This window comes from Marinobacter fonticola (assembly GCF_008122265.1).
GTDB classification, from domain to species: Bacteria; Pseudomonadota; Gammaproteobacteria; order Pseudomonadales; family Oleiphilaceae; genus Marinobacter_A; species Marinobacter_A fonticola.
Genome location: NZ_CP043042.1, coordinates 47466 through 65857 on the forward strand (window position 1 = coordinate 47466; position 18392 = coordinate 65857).

13 protein-coding genes are annotated in these 18392 nt (G+C 60.3%); 11 read left to right on the forward strand and 2 right to left on the reverse strand.

Going from position 1 to position 18392, the window contains the following annotated elements:
- Window positions 1-22 precede the first annotated feature (22 nt).
- The 4 genes from FXO11_RS00225 to FXO11_RS00240 all read left to right on the forward strand — a co-directional run bounded on the left by FXO11_RS00225 (window position 23) and on the right by FXO11_RS00240 (window position 4028).
- Window positions 23-1108 (forward strand): COX15/CtaA family protein, encoded by a 1086-nt coding sequence (locus FXO11_RS00225; RefSeq protein WP_168203209.1) that lies wholly within the window; start codon window positions 23-25, stop codon window positions 1106-1108.
- Window positions 1105-2007 carry a heme o synthase gene (gene cyoE, locus FXO11_RS00230; RefSeq protein WP_148861011.1) on the forward strand — a complete coding sequence of 301 codons (903 nt, stop codon included), beginning with the start codon at window positions 1105-1107 and terminating at the stop codon, window positions 2005-2007. The genes FXO11_RS00225 and cyoE overlap by 4 nt, the downstream gene beginning before the upstream one ends.
- Window positions 2008-2039: 32 nt before the next feature.
- The gene (locus tag FXO11_RS00235) at window positions 2040-2726 is read left to right on the forward strand and encodes an SCO family protein (RefSeq protein ID WP_148861012.1); all 687 of its coding nucleotides are present in this window, start codon (window positions 2040-2042) and stop codon (window positions 2724-2726) included.
- Window positions 2727-2807: 81 nt separating this feature from the next.
- The gene (locus FXO11_RS00240; protein WP_148861013.1) at window positions 2808-4028 is read left to right on the forward strand and encodes a YbfB/YjiJ family MFS transporter; all 1221 of its coding nucleotides are present in this window, start codon (window positions 2808-2810) and stop codon (window positions 4026-4028) included.
- Here the strand turns inward: FXO11_RS00240 and FXO11_RS00245 are convergent.
- Window positions 4019-4660, reverse strand: a complete 642-nt coding sequence (locus FXO11_RS00245; RefSeq protein WP_148861014.1) for a TetR family transcriptional regulator — start codon at window positions 4658-4660, stop codon at window positions 4019-4021. The two genes, FXO11_RS00240 and FXO11_RS00245, sit on opposite strands and share 10 nt — an antisense overlap.
- Window positions 4661-4821: 161 nt before the next feature.
- Between FXO11_RS00245 and FXO11_RS00250 the strand changes: the two genes are divergently transcribed.
- The 5 genes from FXO11_RS00250 (at window position 4822) to FXO11_RS00270 (ending at window position 14645) form a co-directional block, all read left to right on the forward strand.
- On the forward strand, window positions 4822-6048 hold the full coding sequence (locus tag FXO11_RS00250; protein ID WP_148861015.1) for an efflux RND transporter periplasmic adaptor subunit: 1227 nt from the start codon (window positions 4822-4824) through the stop codon (window positions 6046-6048).
- Between the two features lie 4 nt (window positions 6049-6052).
- Window positions 6053-9220, forward strand: coding sequence for an efflux RND transporter permease subunit (locus tag FXO11_RS00255; RefSeq protein ID WP_148861016.1), 3168 nt, complete (start codon window positions 6053-6055; stop codon window positions 9218-9220).
- A complete protein-coding gene (locus FXO11_RS00260) occupies window positions 9217-10653 on the forward strand; it encodes an efflux transporter outer membrane subunit (protein WP_148861017.1) in 1437 nt (478 codons plus the stop codon). Before FXO11_RS00255 ends, FXO11_RS00260 begins: the two co-directional genes overlap by 4 nt.
- 117 nt (window positions 10654-10770) lie before the next feature.
- A complete protein-coding gene (hrpB, locus tag FXO11_RS00265; RefSeq protein WP_148861018.1) occupies window positions 10771-13254 on the forward strand; it encodes an ATP-dependent helicase HrpB in 2484 nt (827 codons plus the stop codon).
- Between the two features lie 191 nt (window positions 13255-13445).
- Entirely contained in the window at window positions 13446-14645 is a 1200-nt protein-coding gene (locus FXO11_RS00270; protein ID WP_148861019.1) for a Fic family protein, read from the forward strand.
- 152 nt (window positions 14646-14797) lie between these two features.
- On the opposite strand, the gene FXO11_RS00275 is transcribed toward FXO11_RS00270, so the two are convergent.
- The gene (locus FXO11_RS00275; protein ID WP_148861020.1) at window positions 14798-16423 is read right to left on the reverse strand and encodes an acyl-CoA synthetase; all 1626 of its coding nucleotides are present in this window, start codon (window positions 16421-16423) and stop codon (window positions 14798-14800) included.
- A 307-nt stretch (window positions 16424-16730) separates the two neighbouring features.
- Between FXO11_RS00275 and FXO11_RS00280 the strand changes: the two genes are divergently transcribed.
- Together FXO11_RS00280 and FXO11_RS00285 are read left to right on the forward strand one after the other, a co-directional pair.
- Window positions 16731-17351: a LysE family translocator gene (locus FXO11_RS00280; protein WP_148861021.1), complete on the forward strand. Its 621-nt coding sequence runs from the start codon at window positions 16731-16733 to the stop codon at window positions 17349-17351.
- A 257-nt stretch (window positions 17352-17608) separates the two neighbouring features.
- On the forward strand, window positions 17609-18238 hold the full coding sequence (locus tag FXO11_RS00285) for a PEP-CTERM sorting domain-containing protein (RefSeq protein WP_148861022.1): 630 nt from the start codon (window positions 17609-17611) through the stop codon (window positions 18236-18238).
- The last annotated feature ends 154 nt before the right edge of the window (window positions 18239-18392 follow it).

Here is an 18392-nt window from a genome sequence, read left to right on the forward strand (position 1 = left end):
GATCCTGTTTCGGGGGTTGATGATGACCACAGCAGCGGATAGCACGACCCATTATCGCCGTGTCATGGCGCGTCTGGCGCTGGCTGCCACGGTGCTAACGCTGGTGGTGGTCATGCTCGGCGCCTGGACCCGGCTGGTGCATGCCGGGCTGGGCTGCCCCGACTGGCCCGGCTGTTACGGTTTCCTCAGCGTGCCGCAAAGTGCCGAACACATTGCCATTGCCGAGGCGCGCTTCCCCGAGACGCCGGTGGACGTCAGCAAGGGCTGGCCGGAAATGATCCACCGTTACGCGGCCGGGACTCTGGGGTTGCTGGTGTTTTCGCTGGCGGGCTATGCCTTCCGTCACCGCCGCCAGGGCCTACCCTGGAAACACGCGCTGTTCGTCGCGGGTTTCGTGGTATTGCAGGCCGCTTTCGGCATGTGGACGGTGACGCTCAAACTCTGGCCCCAGGTTGTGGCCTTGCATCTGTTGGGCGGATTTACCACCCTGAGTCTGTTGTTCTTGCTAACCCTGCGCCTGCGCGGTCAGCGAGCCAAGACCGGTGCCGGGCTGGCCCACGCCCTGGCGCGGATGAAGCCCTGGGTTGTCGGCGCCCTACTGCTGGTGATCGTCCAGATCGCCCTGGGGGCCTGGACGGCCGCCAACTACGCTGCGGTGGCCTGCACCGATCTGCCCACCTGCCAGGGCGAATGGTGGCCGCAGATGGATTTTCGGCATGGGTTCGACGTGACCCAGGCGATGGGCCCCAATTATCTGGGCGGCCAACTCACCAACGATGGCCGGGTGGCGATCCACGTGACGCACCGGATCGGTGCTCTGGTATTAACGGTTTACCTCGGCCTGCTGCTGATCCGGCTCTGGCCGTCGGCACGGCAGGCGGCCTTGGACCGCTGGGTGACTTTGGCCGGGGGTGTCCTGTTGGCCCAGGTGGCCTTGGGTGTGGCGAACGTGCTGCTGCATATTCCGCTGTCCATCGCCGTGGCCCATAACGCACTTGGCGCCGGCCTGCTGCTGGCGCTGGTGAATCTGCTCTGGCGTTTGCAGCCGTTCCATGCGGTCCGGACAGCGCCTAAACCCGCAACCCTAGAACAGGAGGTGCCTGCATGAGCCAGTCAACCAATGCAGCCGTTGCTCAGACCAAACCGGCCACCTGGCAGGACTTCCTGGAACTGACCAAGCCCCGTGTGGTCGCGCTGATGATGCTGACTACGGTCATCGGCATGTTATTGGCCCGGCCGGGCGTGCCCGACTGGACCGTGTTCGTGTTCGGTAATATGGGGATCGCCTTTCTGGCGGCCGCGGCTGCGGTGGTCAATCATGTGGTGGACTACAAGATCGATACGGTGATGGCCCGTACCCGCAAACGGCCGGTGGCCACTGGCAGGGTAACCACCGTGGATGCGCTGATCTTCGCCCTGACCCTGGCGCTGGCGGGCATGCTGGTGCTGGTGTGGCAGGTCAACGCCCTGACCGCCTGGCTGACCCTGGCCTCGCTGGTCGGCTACGCCGGCGTTTATACCCTGTTCCTCAAACGCGCCACGCCGCAGAACATCGTCATCGGCGGCATTGCCGGTGCCATGCCGCCGCTGCTAGGCTGGACCGCGGTTACCGGTCAGGTCGACGGTCATGCCCTGCTGCTGGTGCTGATCATCTTCGCCTGGACGCCGCCCCACTTCTGGGCGCTGGCCATCCACCGCAAGGAGGAATACGCCAAGGCCGGTATCCCCATGCTGCCGGTCACTCATGGCAACCGCTACACCGAGTTGCATATTCTGCTCTACACGCTGATCCTGATCGCAGTCAGCATGTTGCCTTTCGTGACGGGCATGTCCGGAGGCATCTACCTGTTTGGCGCACTGGCGCTGGGGCTGCGATTCCTGCAATATGCCATTCGACTGTTGCGGGGCGACGACCGCCGGGTAGCGCTGGATACCTTCAAGTATTCCATCACCTATCTCATGGCGCTGTTCGTGGTCCTGCTGGTCGACCATTTTGTCTTCTTCTGACCTTGTAGCCTCTGACCAAGCCCCGTGAACGCATGAGCCAACGGAACGCCTACAAACGGATACGCCTGACCCTCACCGCCTTGCTCCTGCTGGTGGCGTTGGTGGTCGGTATCGTGGTCTCGCGCCAGGTGTTCCTGGTGCCCGATGCCGCAGACGCCCCGCCGCCGCCCGAACTGAGCGCGATCAATACCTACGTTTACGACGAGGGGCGCCCGCTGGTGGATTACACGCTCACCAACGAGCAGGGCGAGACCGTAACCAACGAGGCCCTGAAGGGGCGCTGGACCTTTGCTTTCATCGGCTACACCTATTGCCCCGACGTGTGCCCCGCGACCCTGGCCATGCTGCGCCAGACCGGTAAGGCTATCCCCGCCGATCTGCCGGAGCCGAGCTATCTGCTGATCTCCGCCGATCCGGAGCGGGACACGCCGCAGCGCATGGAAGAGTATCTCGATTTCTTCGGCGAGGATTTTCATGGCCTCACCGGCGATCTGGAGACCTTGCGCGAGCTGGCCAAGAGCATGAACGCCGTTTTCGCCCACCGCGAAGACGGGCAGGGCAACACGCTGGTGGATCATAGCGCTCACCTGGCGCTCCTTAATCCCGAGGGGGAAATGATTGCCGTCATCCAACCGCCGCTCAAGCCGGACAACGTAGCTAAGGCCTTCGGCAAGATCTACCAATGGGCCAAGGCCAAGCGGGACCTGGACGCCTCTTGATTTTCACGTTCTTTTAGCCCCTTTTCAGGGCAGTGCCTCTTCTCTAAACTCAGCCTCCTTTGTTGCTGTTCAGGTAAGCCCATGGCTCCGTCATCCCTCCAATCCGGTGTTCCCAATCGCGACGTGCTGATGGCGATAACCGCGGGCGCCGTCATCCTGCTGGTGGTGCACACGCTGGGCCGTTTCTATTACACGCCACTGCTGCCTTATCTGGTGGACGATGGCCTGCTCGATCCACAGCAGGCGGCGTCTCTGGCGACCTGGAACTACCTCGGTTATCTGATGGGTGCGATGCTGGCAATCCGCTGGCACCGTATCGACCACATCCGCTTCCTGCTGCCCTTGTCGCTGGCGGTGCACGTGCTGACCACGCTGCTGCAAACGCAGGTAGAGCAGGTTGCGGTGCTGGATGCGGTGCGCTGGCTCAATGGCGTCGCCAACGGGGTGGTCTTCGTGCAGGCTCCGGCGCTGATTCTGGAATGGTTGGTGCTGCGTAACCGCGCCTCGATGAGTGGCCTAGTCTATCTGGGTGTGGGCATCGGGTTGCTGGTTTCGAGCGGTCTGGTCACGTTTTCCGCCGACTGGCTGGCCGGACCGGATCGCTGGTGGCCCGCGTTGATCCTGTCGGTTCCGCTATGCTGGTGGGGCTGGCGGCGTCTGAGCCAGCTGGATGTGCCGGTCCGGGGTGAGAAGGACGGCAATAGCGCAATCGCCGAGGGTAAGTCGCCGCTATTCGATCGCGCCAGCATCCCGCTGTTCCTGGCCTATACCGGCGCCGGGCTTGGCTATATCTTACCGATGACGTTCCTGCCGCTGCTGGCAAAGATGCAGTTGACCGAAGGCGCCTGGCTGATCGACGGTTCCTGGTTGATCGTTGCGTTGGCAACCATTCCGTCGGCTTATATCTGGAACCACCTGGGGGCGCGAATCGGCGACCTGCCGGCCATTCGCATCAACTTCGTCATTCAACTGCTCGGAGTACTGGCAGCGGTGATCTGGCCTGGGGCTGTGGGTATTGTACTCTGCGGCATGCTCGTGGGCGGCACCTTCCTCGGCACCGTGCTACTGACCCAGCGTATCGCCCGGGCGCTGCATCCGCACCAGGGACCGCGACTGTCCGCCGCAATGGTGGCGCTGTACGCCTTCTCGCAAATGGCTGGTCCCTGGCTGGTCAAGCAATGGCTGGCTTTCGGCGGCACCCTGGAAAGCGCCTTCTGGATTGGCGTGGGTGCGCTGATCTGGGGGCTGGTGTTTGCCTGCCTGGTACCGCAGCCGGAGGCCTGGCACCGTCGTCAGGACTGATCCTCACCCTTTCCGAAACAGTGCTGCAATGAGTAAAAATAGGCATCGATGACACGCTGGGCTTCGGGCTCGAAGTCGAAGGTATCTGGCAGCAGGAGCCAGAGGTAGATCAGCCCGGTCAACTGCACGTGAAGCTGGATGATGGCCTGTTCAATATCGAGATTCGCTGGCACCTGGGCTCGCCGCTGGGCATTTTTGAGCGCGGCGCGAATGCGTACCGAGCCATCGAGGAAGTTCTCCCGGTGGCGGGTGCCCAGAGGTTCATTGTCCTCCGTCAGTTCACATTTGAGGAAGACGACTTCATAAGCTCGCCTACGCCGGGGGTCGCGGGCAATTTCCCGGGTGAGGTAAAGCAGGAGTTCGCGAAAGCGCCCAAGAGGATCGGGCTCGTCCGGGTGCTCGATAGCCTCGTGCAGCATTTCCAAAGGCGTCTTCAGGCGCTGGATAATAGCCTCGAATACATCGTGCTTGTTCTTGAAGTGCCAGTAGATCGCGCCCCGTGTTACGCCCGCCTCCGCCGCAATGTCGTTCAGCGACGTCTTTGATACGCCTTTTCTGTGGAACACCGTCTCGGCAGCCTCGATCAGCTGCTCCCGGGTCTTCTGGGCGTCTTCTTTAGTGCGGCGGGCCATGGGGGCTCCTCTGTAAAGATCGTGCAAGCGCAGTACTTGCCACTATACATACATTCGTGGATGTATGTATGATCGTGTTTACCGTAATGTGCTGTTATTCATGCGCGTCGAGGGGCTGCCAGACCCCGCGGCGCGTTTTTGACTCGACCGAGGTTTTATCCATGCGCCATTCTACGCAATCCCTGCTTTTGTTGTTGATTGCATCCGTTCTGCTGACGGCCTGCGGGCCGCAACAGGAGCCGGCCCAGGCGGCCGGTCAGCAGCCGAAGCCGCAGGCCGGCTTTATCCACGTCCAGGAAAAGCCGTTCACGTTGGTGAACGAGCTGCCCGGGCGCACCACGCCCTTCCAGGTTGCCGAAGTGCGTCCTCAGGTGACCGGCATCATCGAGAAACGTCTGTTTGAGGAAGGGGAGACCGTGGAAGCCGGCCAAGCCCTGTATCAGATCGACGACAAGCTTTATCAAGCCTCTCTGGCGAGCGCCAAGGCGGATCTGGCCAATGCCAAGGCGAGTCGCGAATCGGCGCAACTTACCGCCAATCGTTATGAAAAGCTGATCAAGACCGGCGCGGTGAGCCAGCAGGAGCTGGACGAAGCCCGCGCCACACGGAATGCGGGCCAGGCGCAGGTCGCCGCTGCCGAGGCAGCGGTCGATACCGCCCGTATCAATCTGGAATACACCACGATCGAAGCGCCGATCAGCGGTCGCATCGGTCGTTCGTCCATCACTGCCGGCGCTCTGGTGACCGCGAACCAGACCAGCTCTTTGGTCACGATCCGCCAACTGGATCCGATCTACGTCGACCTCACCCAGTCCTACGATGAACTCCAGACGCTGCGCGCGGCTATGGCCAGTGGCAAGCTGGAAACCGTGGGCGAGGACAAGGCGTCGGTGAAGCTGGCCCAGCAAAACGGCAACGTATACCCGCACAAGGGGGCATTGCAGTTCTCCGAGTACGCCGTGGATGAAGCCACCGGCTCCGTTACCCTGCGCGCCCTGTTCCCCAATCCGGATGGCGCCCTGCTACCGGGCATGTTCGTCCGTGCCCGCTTACCGCAAGCCGCACGCGAGAACGCGATTCTGGTGCCGCAGAAAGGCATCTCCCGCGAGCCCAACGGGCAGGCGACAGCGCTGGTTATCGGCGACAACGACACCGTCGAAAAGCGCAACGTGAGCACTGAAAAAGCTGTTGGCAGTCAGTGGCTGATCAGCGATGGCCTTCAGGCCGGCGACCGCCTGATCGTCGACGGGTTGCAGAAAATCCGCGTGGGCGTCCCGGTGGCGCCGGTAGATGTTACCGGCGACCAGAGCACCGCGACGTCCCAAAACGCAGAAGTCCCCGCTGCCGACGCCCCGAACGCCAACGCCGCTAACCCAGAGCAGGGCTGATTTCATGGCACGTTTCTTTATCGATCGACCTATTTTTGCCTGGGTTATCGCCATCGTCATGATGATGGCCGGTAGTCTGGCGATCTACAGTCTGCCCGTTGAGCAATATCCCACCGTGGCACCGCCGGAAGTCAGTATTTCGGCGACCTATCCCGGCGCATCTTCCGAAGCGGTGGAAGATTCGGTCACCCAGGTGATCGAGCAGGAAATGAACGGCATCGACAACCTGTTGTACATGTCCTCCACCAGTGACTCGTCCGGCAACGTGCAAATCAGCCTGACGTTCGCTGCCGGGACCGATCCCGACATCGCTCAGGTCCAGGTACAGAACAAGCTTCAGCTTGCGACACCGCGCTTGCCCCAAGTGGTCCAGCAGCAAGGCGTACAAGTGACCAAGTCGTCCGATACCTTCCTGATGGTCGTTGCCTTCACCTCCAGCGACGGCAGCATGAGCCGGGCCGATATTGCCGATTACGTGGGCGCCAATATCCAGGACCCGATTGCCCGCACCCAGGGCGTGGGCCAAACCCAGCTGTTCGGCTCCCAGTACGCGATGCGGGTGTGGCTCGATCCGAACAAGCTTAATGAGTACAACCTGACGCCGGCGGACGTGACCGCCGCCATCGGGGTGCAGAACAACCAAGTGGCTGGCGGCCAGCTCGGGGGCACCCCGTCGGTGGACGAGCAGCAGATGAATGCATCCATCGTGGTGCAGACCTTGCTGGAAACACCGGAAGCGTTCGGCCAGATTCTGCTCAAGGTGACGTCCGAGGGGGCCAAGGTGCGTCTGAGCGATGTGGCGCGCGTCGAGCTGGGCTCAGAGAACTACGCCACCCAGGGACGCTTTAATGGCAAGGCGGCGGCGGGCCTGGGTATTAACCTCGCCTCCGGCGCCAACGCGCTGGATACGGCCGACCGCGTACGCGCACGCATCGACGAGCTGAGCGCCTATTTCCCGGACAGCCTGGACGTCGCCTATCCGTACGACACCACGCCGTTCGTGGAAATTTCCATCATGGAGGTGGTGAAAACCCTGTTTGAAGGCATCGCCCTGGTCTTCCTGGTGATGTACCTGTTTCTGCAGAACTTCCGCGCTACGCTGATCCCGACAATCGCGGTGCCGGTAGTCTTGCTGGGTACGTTCGGCGTATTGTTCGCCTTTGGCTTCACGGTCAATACCCTGACCATGTTCGGTATGGTGCTGGCCATCGGCCTGCTGGTGGACGATGCCATTGTGGTGGTGGAAAACGTCGAACGGGTGATGGCCGAGGAAGGGCTCGGGCCGGTGGAAGCCACGCGCAAGTCCATGGGTCAGATCACCGGCGCGCTGGTGGGTATCGCCCTGGTGCTGTCTGCGGTTTTCATTCCCATGGCCTTTTTCCCCGGCTCCACGGGCGCCATCTATCGCCAGTTTTCGATCACCATCGTTTCCGCCATGACCCTGTCGGTGCTGGTGGCGCTGATCCTGACGCCAGCCCTGTGTGCCACCATGCTCAAGCCCCACAAGGGAGATCATCAGACCAAGGGCGGCTTCTTCGGCTGGTTTAACCGCAGCTTCGAAAAGGCGACCGGCCGCTATGAGAGCCGGATCGACAAAATTATCGGCCGTTGGGGGCGCTACGTCCTCATTTACGTCGTGATTGTCGGTGTGCTGGCGTTCAGCTTTATGCGCCTGCCGTCTGCGTTCCTGCCTGAAGAAGACCAGGGCATCCTGCTGGCTCAGGTTCAGCTTCCGGTTGGTTCGACCCAGGAGCAAACCATCGACGTCCTCCAGAAGATGGAGCATCACTTCCTGGAGAACGAGTCCGAGGCGGTGGAATCGATCTTTACCGTGGCCGGCTTCAGCTTTGCCGGCCGTGGCCAGAACTCCGGTCTCGCCTTTGTGCGCCTCAAGGATTGGAGTGAACGGGACCTGGAAAAGAATGGTGTAGGCGCCATTATCGGTCGCGCCATGGGGGCATTCTCCCAGGTGCGCGAAGCCGTGATCTTCGCCCTCAATCCGCCAGCCATTCCGGCTCTGGGCACATCCAGCGGTTTCAACTTCCAGCTGCAGGATCGTGGGGGTCAAGGACATGACGCTCTGGTGGAGGCCACCAACACGTTGCTGGGCCAGGCCAACCAGAACCCCGCGCTGAGCCAAGTGCGTTTCAGCGGCCTGCCGGATGCACCGCAATACCGGCTGGACGTGGATCGTCAGAAGGCCAAGGCGATGGGCGTGTCTCTGACGGACATCAACACCACCTTATCCGTGGCCTGGGGGTCCAGTTACGTCAATGACTTTGCCGATCGCGGCCGCATCAAGCGGGTCTATGTTCAGGCGGATGCGCCCTACCGGATGCTACCCAACGATATCGACAACTGGTATGTGCGCAATGGCGATGGCGAGATGGTGCCGTTCTCCAGCTTTTCCAGCGGCGAGTGGACGTACGGTCCGCAGCAGTTGCAGCGCTACAATGGTGTGTCGTCAGCGAATATCCAGGGTAGCGCGGCGGCCGGCTTCAGTACGGGTGACGCCATGGCGGCCATGGAACAGCTGGCGGCCGACCTGCCCGGTGGCTTTGGCTTCGAGTGGACCGGCCTCTCCTATCAGGAGAAGCAGGCGGGTAATCAGGCGCCGGCGCTCTATGCCCTGTCCCTGATCGTGGTGTTCCTGTGTCTGGCGGCGTTGTATGAGAGCTGGTCGATTCCATTTGCGGTCATGCTGGTAGTGCCCCTGGGGATTATCGGGGCCGTGCTGGCCGCCAATTTCCGTGGCCTGTCCAACGACGTGTTTTTCCAGGTGGGACTGCTAACGACCATCGGCCTGTCCTCCAAGAACGCGATTCTGATTGCCGAATTCGCTCTGGAGTTGGAGAAGCAGGGGCGTGGTTTGCTCAAGGCGACCCTCGAAGCGACCCGCATGCGGCTACGTCCGATCCTGATGACGTCCCTGGCCTTCGGCTTGGGCGTCACCCCGCTGATGCTCAGCACCGGCGCAGGCTCCGGTGCCCGTAACGCGATCGGTACCGGTGTGTTTGGCGGTGTGGTTGCGGCTACGGTCCTGGCGATCTTCTTTATTCCGCTGTTCTACGTGCTGGTGCGCCGACTCTCCGGCGTGCCGTTGACCGGTAGCAAGGAAGACAAGGACCGCGACACCAACCGGGCCCTGGAGCAACAGGAGAATCCGTCATGAAGTCGATTGTCCCCGCACTGGCAGCCGTAGTGCTCGGCGGATGCAGCATGATTCCCGACTACCAGGCACCGGAATCCCCGGTGCCTATCGAAGTCGGCAACTGGAACCAGAGCGCCGATCAGGTGGTGTTGCCGGGATGGGAATCCCTGTTCCCGGATCCCCAGTTGCGCGCGCTGATCCATACGGCGCTTGCCAATAACCGGGACTTGCGTCTGGCCATGCTCGACGTGGCCGAAGCCCGGGCCCAGTATGGGATTGAGAAATCTGCCCTGTTCCCGGAAATCGACGCCAATGCCGATGGTACCCGTCAAAGACTACCTGGAGATCTGAGCAATACCGGCAGTAGTACGATCACCAGTCAGTACAGCGTTGGGTTGGGTGTGGCGTCCTACGAACTGGACCTGTTCGGTCGCGTGCGCAGCCTGGAACAGTCGGCCCTGCAAAGCTTCCTGGCTACCGAGGAAGCTCGCCGCAGCGCGCAGATTACCCTCGTGTCGGAAGTGGCCAACGCCTACCTGACCCTGCTGGCGGATCAGCAGAAACTGCGCATCAGTGAAGACACCGTGGAATCTCAGCAGGAATCCGTGGATCTGGTCCGGCGCCGCCACGACGCCGGGCTTGGCTCCGAACTGGACGTGCGCCAGGCCCAGATCGCCCTGGAAACGGCCCGCGCCAACCGCGCCCGGTTCCGTCGCTTGGTGGTCGAGGACCGCAATGCCCTATCGGTGCTGGTCAGCGGCCCGGTGCCGGAGATTCCCGAAGAGGACGTCATCGATCCGGCGGTTTCGTTGCTGGCCAGTGTGCCGAAGGGCCTGGATTCATCCGTGCTGCTTAAGCGCCCGGATATCCAGCAGGCGGAATACAGCCTCAAGGCGGCCAACGCCAACATCGGTGCCGCCCGAGCTGCCTTCTATCCCAGCATTACCCTGACGGGCTCAGCGGGCACCGCCAGTGCCGACCTGTCCGGTCTGTTCGAAAGTGGTTCAGGCAGCTGGTCCTTCTCGCCCAGTATCAACCTGCCGATCTTTACCGCCGGCCGGCTGCAGTCCAATCTGGATGTGGCCGAGATCCGTAAGGAACAATCGGTCGTGCAATACGAGCAGGCGATCCAGACCGCCTTCCAGGAAGTATCCGATTCACTGGCGGCACGGGATTTCCTCAGCGAGCAGGAAGAGGCTCAGGCCGCTTTGGTCGAAGCGACCCAGCGTTCCCTCGATCTGGCGGAAGCCCGTTACGAAGGTGGTGCCGACGACTACCTGGCCGTACTGGATGCCCGCCGCGAGTTGCTTAGCGCCCGCCAAAATCTGGTGGACGTGAAACTCGGCAAACTGACAAACCGGATCACGCTCTACCGTGCTCTAGGCGGTGGGGAACGTGCCAATCAACACACCGTGATAGGTATGTCCCCGAGAGCTGAGGTGCCCCAGCCTTAAATCCTCTCCTCACTCGCCTTCCAACCCCGTCCGTCTTCCAACCCCGCTCGCTTTCCAACCCATAGGAAGGCGGGCTTTTCTGCTTGAGTTTTGCATCATTCCCGGCATGATCACCCCATGCTGCCCATCGACACCCTGATTCCCGAACTCCGCTCCACCTTGGAGACCGAAACCACTGTCCTGCTGCAGGCGCCGCCCGGTGCCGGCAAGACCACCCGCGTGCCCCTGGCACTGCTCGACTGCGCCTGGCGCGGAAACGGCAAGATACTGATGCTCGAGCCCCGCCGTATCGCCGCCCGGGCCGCCGCCCGATTCATGGCGCGGCAATTGGGCGAGAACCCCGGTGAAACCGTGGGTTATCGGATGCGGCTGGATACCAAAGTGTCGGCTCGAACCCGCATTGAAGTGGTCACCGAAGGCATCCTAACCCGGCTGATCCAGCAGGACCCGGCGCTGGAAGATTACGCCGCTATTCTCTTTGACGAATTCCATGAGCGATCCCTTCAGGCGGATCTCGGCCTGGCACTGGTACGGGAAACCCAACAGGCGCTGCGGGACGACCTGCGGGTCGTCGTCATGTCTGCCACGCTGGACACCGCGCCGCTGGCCAAGCTACTGAATAGCGCGCCGGTACTGACCAGCGAGGGCCGGGCGTTCCCGGTGGACGTGAAGTACCGGCCTTTGCCGCCCTCCTGCGGGCGTCCGCCTCGCCTGCTCGACCACGTTGTGGCCGTGATCCGTGACGCGCTGGATACGGAAACCGGCTCGATTCTCACTTTTCTTCCCGGCGCCGGTGAAATCCGCCAGGTGGAGCGCCTGATCCGTCCGCATTTGCCACCCGGCATTCACCTAACCCCGCTTTATGGCAACTTGAAGGGCGACGAGCAGGATCGAGCGATCCAGCCTGCACCCGATGGCCAGCGCAAGATCGTGCTGGCCACCGCCATCGCCGAAACCAGTTTGACCATCGAAGGCGTACGGGTGGTGATCGATGCCGGCCAGGAACGGCGCGCCGTGTTCGACCCCAACAGCGGCATGACTCGGCTGACAACCGGCCGAGTCTCCCGCGCCGCCGCCGAACAGCGTAAGGGCCGTGCCGGCCGGCTGGCATCGGGCGTGTGCTACCGCCTGTGGAGCGAGTCCGAACAGCAGGGGCTGTCCGCTTTCACGCCGCCGGAAATCCTGCACGCCGACCTCGCTCCGCTGGCCCTCGAACTGGCCCAATGGGGAGCCCGGCAACCGGGCGACCTGGAGTGGCTCGACCCGCCGCCGAAGGCTCACTGGGACCAGGCTGTGGACCTGTTGCGGTGGCTGGATCTGCTGGATGCCGACGGCGCCATCACCGATCACGGCCGTAAGGCGCGGGAACTGGGTATCCATCCCCGGCTTGCCCATATGGTCCTGCTGGGTCGTGACATGGGTTATCCAAAAACCGCAGCGCGTCTTGCGGCTTTGCTGGGCGAACGTGACCTGCTCGGATCGAATGCCGGAGCGGATATCACGCATCGACTGCAAGCGCTGACTGGCGACTATCGCGCACCCAACCTCGACCGCGCCCGTCTGGATACGCTGAAGCGTGCCGCCGACCGCCTGCTGCCGGAGAAAGGAGCAACCGATGCTGATAGCAGTCTTCCCGCAGGACGTTTGTTGGCACTTGCTTACCCGGACCGCATTGGATTGCGAAGATCGGGCGATAGCAACCGCTACCAGCTCAGCAATGGCCGGGGCGCTCGCCTGCGGGAGGACGATGCCTTGGGGCGGGACGGTTGGATCGTCGCCGCTGAACTGGACGGCCAGGCGCGTGAAGCCCAGATCTACCTCGCAGCTAAAACCGACCGCGCCACACTGGAAACCGACCTGGCCGCCCATATCGAAAGCGTCGAGGAAGCCCGCTGGGACGATGCCAAAGGCACCGTCGTCGCCCGCCGGGTCAAACGGCTTGGCGCACTGCTCCTCGAACAGAAGCCGCTCCCCGATCCCAGTCCGGAACAGATCCAGCTCGGCCTGCTTACCGCCGTTAAGGAAAAAGGCATCGACAGCCTCCCGTGGACCGAGGCCGCTCGCCAGTGGAGCGCCCGCGTCCAGCACATGACAGCCCTGGAGCCGGACACGTGGCCAGACGGTTCAGATGAAGCCCTGCTCGCCTCTCTCGACCAGTGGCTCGCGCCCTTTCTTGCCGGCGTACGCAACTGGAAGGGTCTGCAACAGATCAACCTCCTCGACGCTCTGCGTACCCTGCTGGACTACCCTCAGCAGCACTATCTCGACCGTGAACTCCCCGGCAGCCTGGAAATCCCCACCGGTCAGCGGATCCGGCTGGACTACACCGCAGAGAACGGCCCGGTATTGGCCACCAAACTCCAGACCCTCTTTGGCTGGACCGAAACGCCAAAGCTGGCAGGTGGGCGGCTGCCGGTGGTGATTCACCTGCTGTCACCGGCCCAACGCCCGCTGGCGGTGACGGGGGATCTGGCGAATTTCTGGAAGCAGGTCTATCCGGAAGTGAGAAAGGAAATGCGGGGGCGGTATCCCAAGCATCCGTGGCCGGAGGATCCTGTTTCGGCCGAGGCTAAGGTTGGGACTAAGAAGTCGGGGCGGTGAAGAGACGCTACGCATTGTAGTTCTGGAGGGCCCTAAGTCACCAAGCGCAAGACGACAGGCCTTAAAAGGTGGCCAAATTAGCGGCCAAACTTTATACTTCAGGTATAAGATACTGTTTCAACTATTTAATAAAAACAAAGGCTTAAGTAATTTTTGTTTCGGCCAAATATCCGGCCAAAATTGAGGTCAGAATGACAACCGTATTCGATATTGCTCCCTTCATTCCCTCAGAAGCAGCCCTCGAAAAATCCTTGCTCCCGGACAAGGTTATGGCGCTGAGTACGCGTTCGGCCGAATTGGCGGGAGGGCTCGCGCCCGAATCCTTTGAGGTTATTCGTCGGCATATGGCCGTCATCAACTCTTATTACTCCAACCTGATTGAGGGCAACAGTACGCGCCCGCACGATATCCGAAGGGCGCAAGCGGGCGACTATAGTGATGATCCGTTCAGGCGCGACCTTCAGAAAGAGTCTGTTGCCCACATCGAGGTCCAAGAATGGCTCTTTAATGAATCACCAAATCTGGACAGAATATTCTCACATGATTTTTTGCTGGAGCTACATCGTCAGTTCTATGGCGCCTTGCCAGACAGTTTGAAGCTTGTTCACGATGAAACGAATAACGCGCAGGAGAGGGTTATTCCGGGCACGTGGCGGTCAAGAGATGTTTCCATAGGGAGCCATGTTCCACCGTCTTCGAAGGATCTCTGCCAACTCGTTAAGCGCTTCTGTGAGACTTATCATCCGAATCGCTACCATGGGACACAGAAAGTGATCGCGGTGCTAAGTGCGCATCATCGATTTTTGTGGATCCATCCATTTCTTGACGGCAATGGCCGGGTTGCTCGACTTTGGACTGATGCCGCGTTGAGGGCTATCGGGTTAACAAGCTATGGACTTTGGAGTATTAGCCGGGGATTGGCTCGTACGTCAGATCAATATAAAAAGGCCCTCGCGCAAGCGGATTTTCCCCGCCAGGGAAATATAGACGGACGGGGGGCTCTCTCTGAAAGCGGCCTAATGAACTTCTGCGACTACATGCTGGAAACGGCGTTGGACCAAGTCAACTACATGTCTGAAATGCTGGATCTCAAGGCGCTCAAGAAACGGGTCCAGGCGTATGTAACAGCGCGCAACCATGGGCTCATCAGCGGATTTGACGCGCCGCTGAAACACACAGCCACGACGGTCATTTTCAACGCCTTCATTTCCGGCGAGCTCGACCGAAAGGAGGCGTTGGAGCTCACCGCCATGCCCGAACGAAGTGGGCGGCGCATACTGAGTCAGCTTCGGGAGGACGGGCTGCTGACGGAGACGGGGCCACGCTCACCCCTGCGGTGGGCGATTCCGGAGCATGCGGAGCCGTGGTACTTTCCGGAGCTTGTTAAGTAAAGCCTTTCGGAACACAGGATGGCATCGCTCACCATAGCCTGCGAGGCTTCCATTGGGCCTCTGCGATGCCTTGATCCACCAAAGCAGAAAGGGCGAACGAGTCGCCCTTTCTTGTCGGCTGCCGCTGGCTGTAGAACAGCAGACAACTCGACTCAGAGATCCCGGGCCTGCTCCCGCAACACGAATTTCTGGATTTTGCCCGTTGAGGTTTTCGGGAGATCGCAGAACACCACGGTTTTGGGGGCTTTGAATTTTGCCAGTCGTTCCCGGCAAAAGTTGATGATGTCGTCTTCGGTGGGTTTCGACGCGCCCGGTTTCAGGCATATGAAGGCGCAAGGCGTTTCTCCCCACTTCTCATCCGGGCGCGCAACGACGGCGGCTTCTAGCACCGCCGGATGGCCGTAGAGCACACTTTCGACTTCGATGGTGGAGATGTTCTCACCACCGGAAATAATGATGTCTTTTAGACGGTCTTTTATCTCGGCGTAGCCATCCGGATGCCAGACGGCCAGATCACCGGTGTGGAACCAGCCGCCCCGAAGGGCTTCCGCAGTGGCCTCCGGATTTTTCAGGTAGCCCTTCATTACGGTGTTGCCACGGAGGAAAATCTCGCCGATGGTTTCGCCATCTTTCGGTACCGGTTCCAGGGTTTCCGAGTTGCCGATCATCATCCCGGCCAGTGTGTGGTAGCGAACGCCCTGGCGGGCCTTGAGTGCAGCGCGCTCTTCTACGGGCAAAGCGTCCCATTCCGCTTTCCAGGCGCATACGGTGACCGGGCCATAGGTTTCCGTCAGCCCATACACATGGGTCACATTGATGCCCATCGCCTCGATCGCTTCGATCACCTTCGCTGGCGGTGCCGCTCCGGCGGTCATTGCCGCTACCGGATGCGTTATGCCCGCCTTGGCCGAATCGGAAGCGCCCAACAGGGTATTCAGGACGATTGGGGCACCACACAAATGAGTAACGCCGTGGTCACGAATCAGCTGCAGGATCTTCTCCGGCTCTACCTTGCGCAGGCAGACGTGAGTGCCGGCAAAGGCGGTCACCGTCCACGGAAAGCACCACCCGTTGCAGTGGAACATCGGCAAGGTCCACAGATAGACCGGATGCTCGCCCATTCCCCAAGCCGCTTGATTGCCCAGCGCGTTCTCGTAAGCACCGCGATGGTGATAAACCACGCCTTTCGGGTTGCCTGTGGTGCCGGAGGTATAACAGAGGGAGATCGCCTGCCATTCATCGCTCGGCATGAGCCAGCTGAACGCCGGGTCGCCCTCGTTCACAAAAGCCTCGTAGTCCAACTCGCTGACGGCGGTATCGGCGCCAAGCTCGGGATCGTTTACGTCGATAATCAGCGGCGGCGTATCGAGTAGATTGACGGCCTCTTGGACCACCGCAGCATACTCGCGATCGGCGATTAGAACCTTGGCCTCGCCGTGTTCCAGCATGAAGGCAATGGTTTTGGCATCGAGCCGGGTATTCAGCGTGTTTAGCACCGCGCCCAGCATGGGCACGCCAAAATGACACTCCAGCATCTCGGGGATATTGGGCAGCATGGCAGCGACCGTGTCGCCTTCGCCCACGCCCCGGTTGGCAAGCGCCGAAGCCAGACGGCAGCAGCGCTGGTAGGTTTCCCGCCAATTGCGACGAATAGCGCCATGAATGACCGCAGGATACTCCGGATAGACGCTGGCCGTACGAACAATGAAATCAAGCGGTGACAATGGCGCGTGGTTGGCTGCCACAGGCTCAAGGCCCTCATCGAAGATTGAAGTCACGCTAAACCCCTCCTGATGGTTTTTTTCAGTTTGGCACAGGATGAGCGCAGGCGATAAGGTTGTGGCCTTCAGTTGGCGAACGAAACGGCATTCCGACTTACGGATAGATCACGTTCCAAGGGGTAGTGGAGAGTGGTCATTTAAACGGAGAGGAGGCAAACACTGTATCGAGGAAATGCAGTTATACTCGAAAGGCCGGGCAGCCATTGTTAACGAGCGTGAAAAATGGCTACCTAAGTCGCTTTCAGTACGCGAAGATAGCCAAGGAATGCCGTGGAAATAGCCAGGGTGGCAGGAGTCTCAGGATATGGACAGCTACACAGCTTTGTTCTCGGTCGCCACAATATGGCTTGTCGCGGCCTTAACCCCCGGTCCTAATTTTCTGGTGACGGTCCGCATGGCGATAACCGGCTCTCGGAGTTCCAGCCTGCAGACCGTTGCGGGCATTGTCGTGGCAACGCTGATTTGGGCAACGGCCGGTTTTCTTGGCATCCACTCGCTGTTTAAAGCGTCACCGTGGATGTATGTCTTATTAAAAGCACTCGGCGGCGCTTACCTGATCTGGTTGGGGTTAAAGCTTTTCTGGACGAGCACCGATAGCACGGAAGAGCTGGTGACCTCAACGTCTTCCCCTGCAAGGGGATGGCGCGCCTTTCGCCTGGGCTTTGTCACCAACATGGCCAACCCCAAGACTGCCCTATTCGTGTCCGGCCTGTTTGCGGTGGCCATGCCCGTAGGAGCGCCTATTGGCCTGGGGCTATCGGCTATAGCGATCATGGTAGCTATTTCGCTGGCCTGGTATTCAACCGTCGCATGGTTGTTTGCCAGTAAACGGGTAGCCGCCTGTTATGTCTTGTTGCGGAAGTGGATCGACAGGTTAGCCGGCACCTGCTTTGTCGTCTTTGGAATCGGGCTCGTTCGGGAATAGTGCCCGTACCCTATCTCTGCCAAATCAGCGAGTCGCTGCAACAGCGACGATGGAGCTAGCCAGATCTTGGGCGCCCTTCGGTAGGCTCCGCACTGCGGCAACCGCTGCTAGTTGTCGGCGTAATTTACAGGTGGAGTCCAGTTCAGGCGATGATGGGCAAAATTAACAAAGATGAATCTGTGAATTCATAGACTTGTAAGTTAGGCGCAGTTCTTGCTAAATCAGGCGACTATACCAATAAACCTGGAGTGCCTAGCGTGCGTAAGTGGATACTTGCCCTGATCGTTTGCCTGCCTGTTTTCGGCCAAGCCTCGCCTATTTGGAATTATGAAATTCAAGGCGTTATCGATAATAAGTCTACCGATGTAGAGGCTTCCAGTCGGCTCAAGGATATTGAATCAGGCCACTTATTTGCTATGAAAATGAGCGCTCAGCTCAACGGTGACGGAGAGCTGGATATAGTCATCGCGGGTACCATTGGCGCTTGGGGTTTCTATCCCGAGCGCGCACTGGGCTATTACTACCTTGGCGATTACAGCCCGGAAAGGCTTGGCGTAAATCTCAATGGTGCAGGTAGCCCGCAGGGCACCTCTGGAGCTGTGTCGCTTAGCGATGTGCAAATGATATTGTTTGGCTTCGACACCTATACGGACACCAATACACCTTATGCAGAGTGGTTGTTGAAGGACGATGGTTTTATTGACCCTCAGTGGTTTCTGCATGGCTCCCTTAGCTTGTTCTTTGCTGCCGAGCATCCTTCAGGCGAATGGCGTGAGCATAATCTCGACGGCACCATTACCTCGTTTCGTCGCGTCCCTGAGCCCAGCGCTCTCGCTCTCTTGGCTTTAGGCATCGCCGCCATTGGTTATAGGTGTCATCGCCGATAGGCTATCGAATGGCTAGAGTTGATGGGATGGGTGTCAGCTTAATTTACACCAACTTCATCTCTATAAAATGCTCCAGCCCCCGGCCACTCTTTCAGGTCGGGGGGATCCCTTCCAGTGTATGTGGTGTTCTAACCTTGCTTTGCCCATCTTAAAC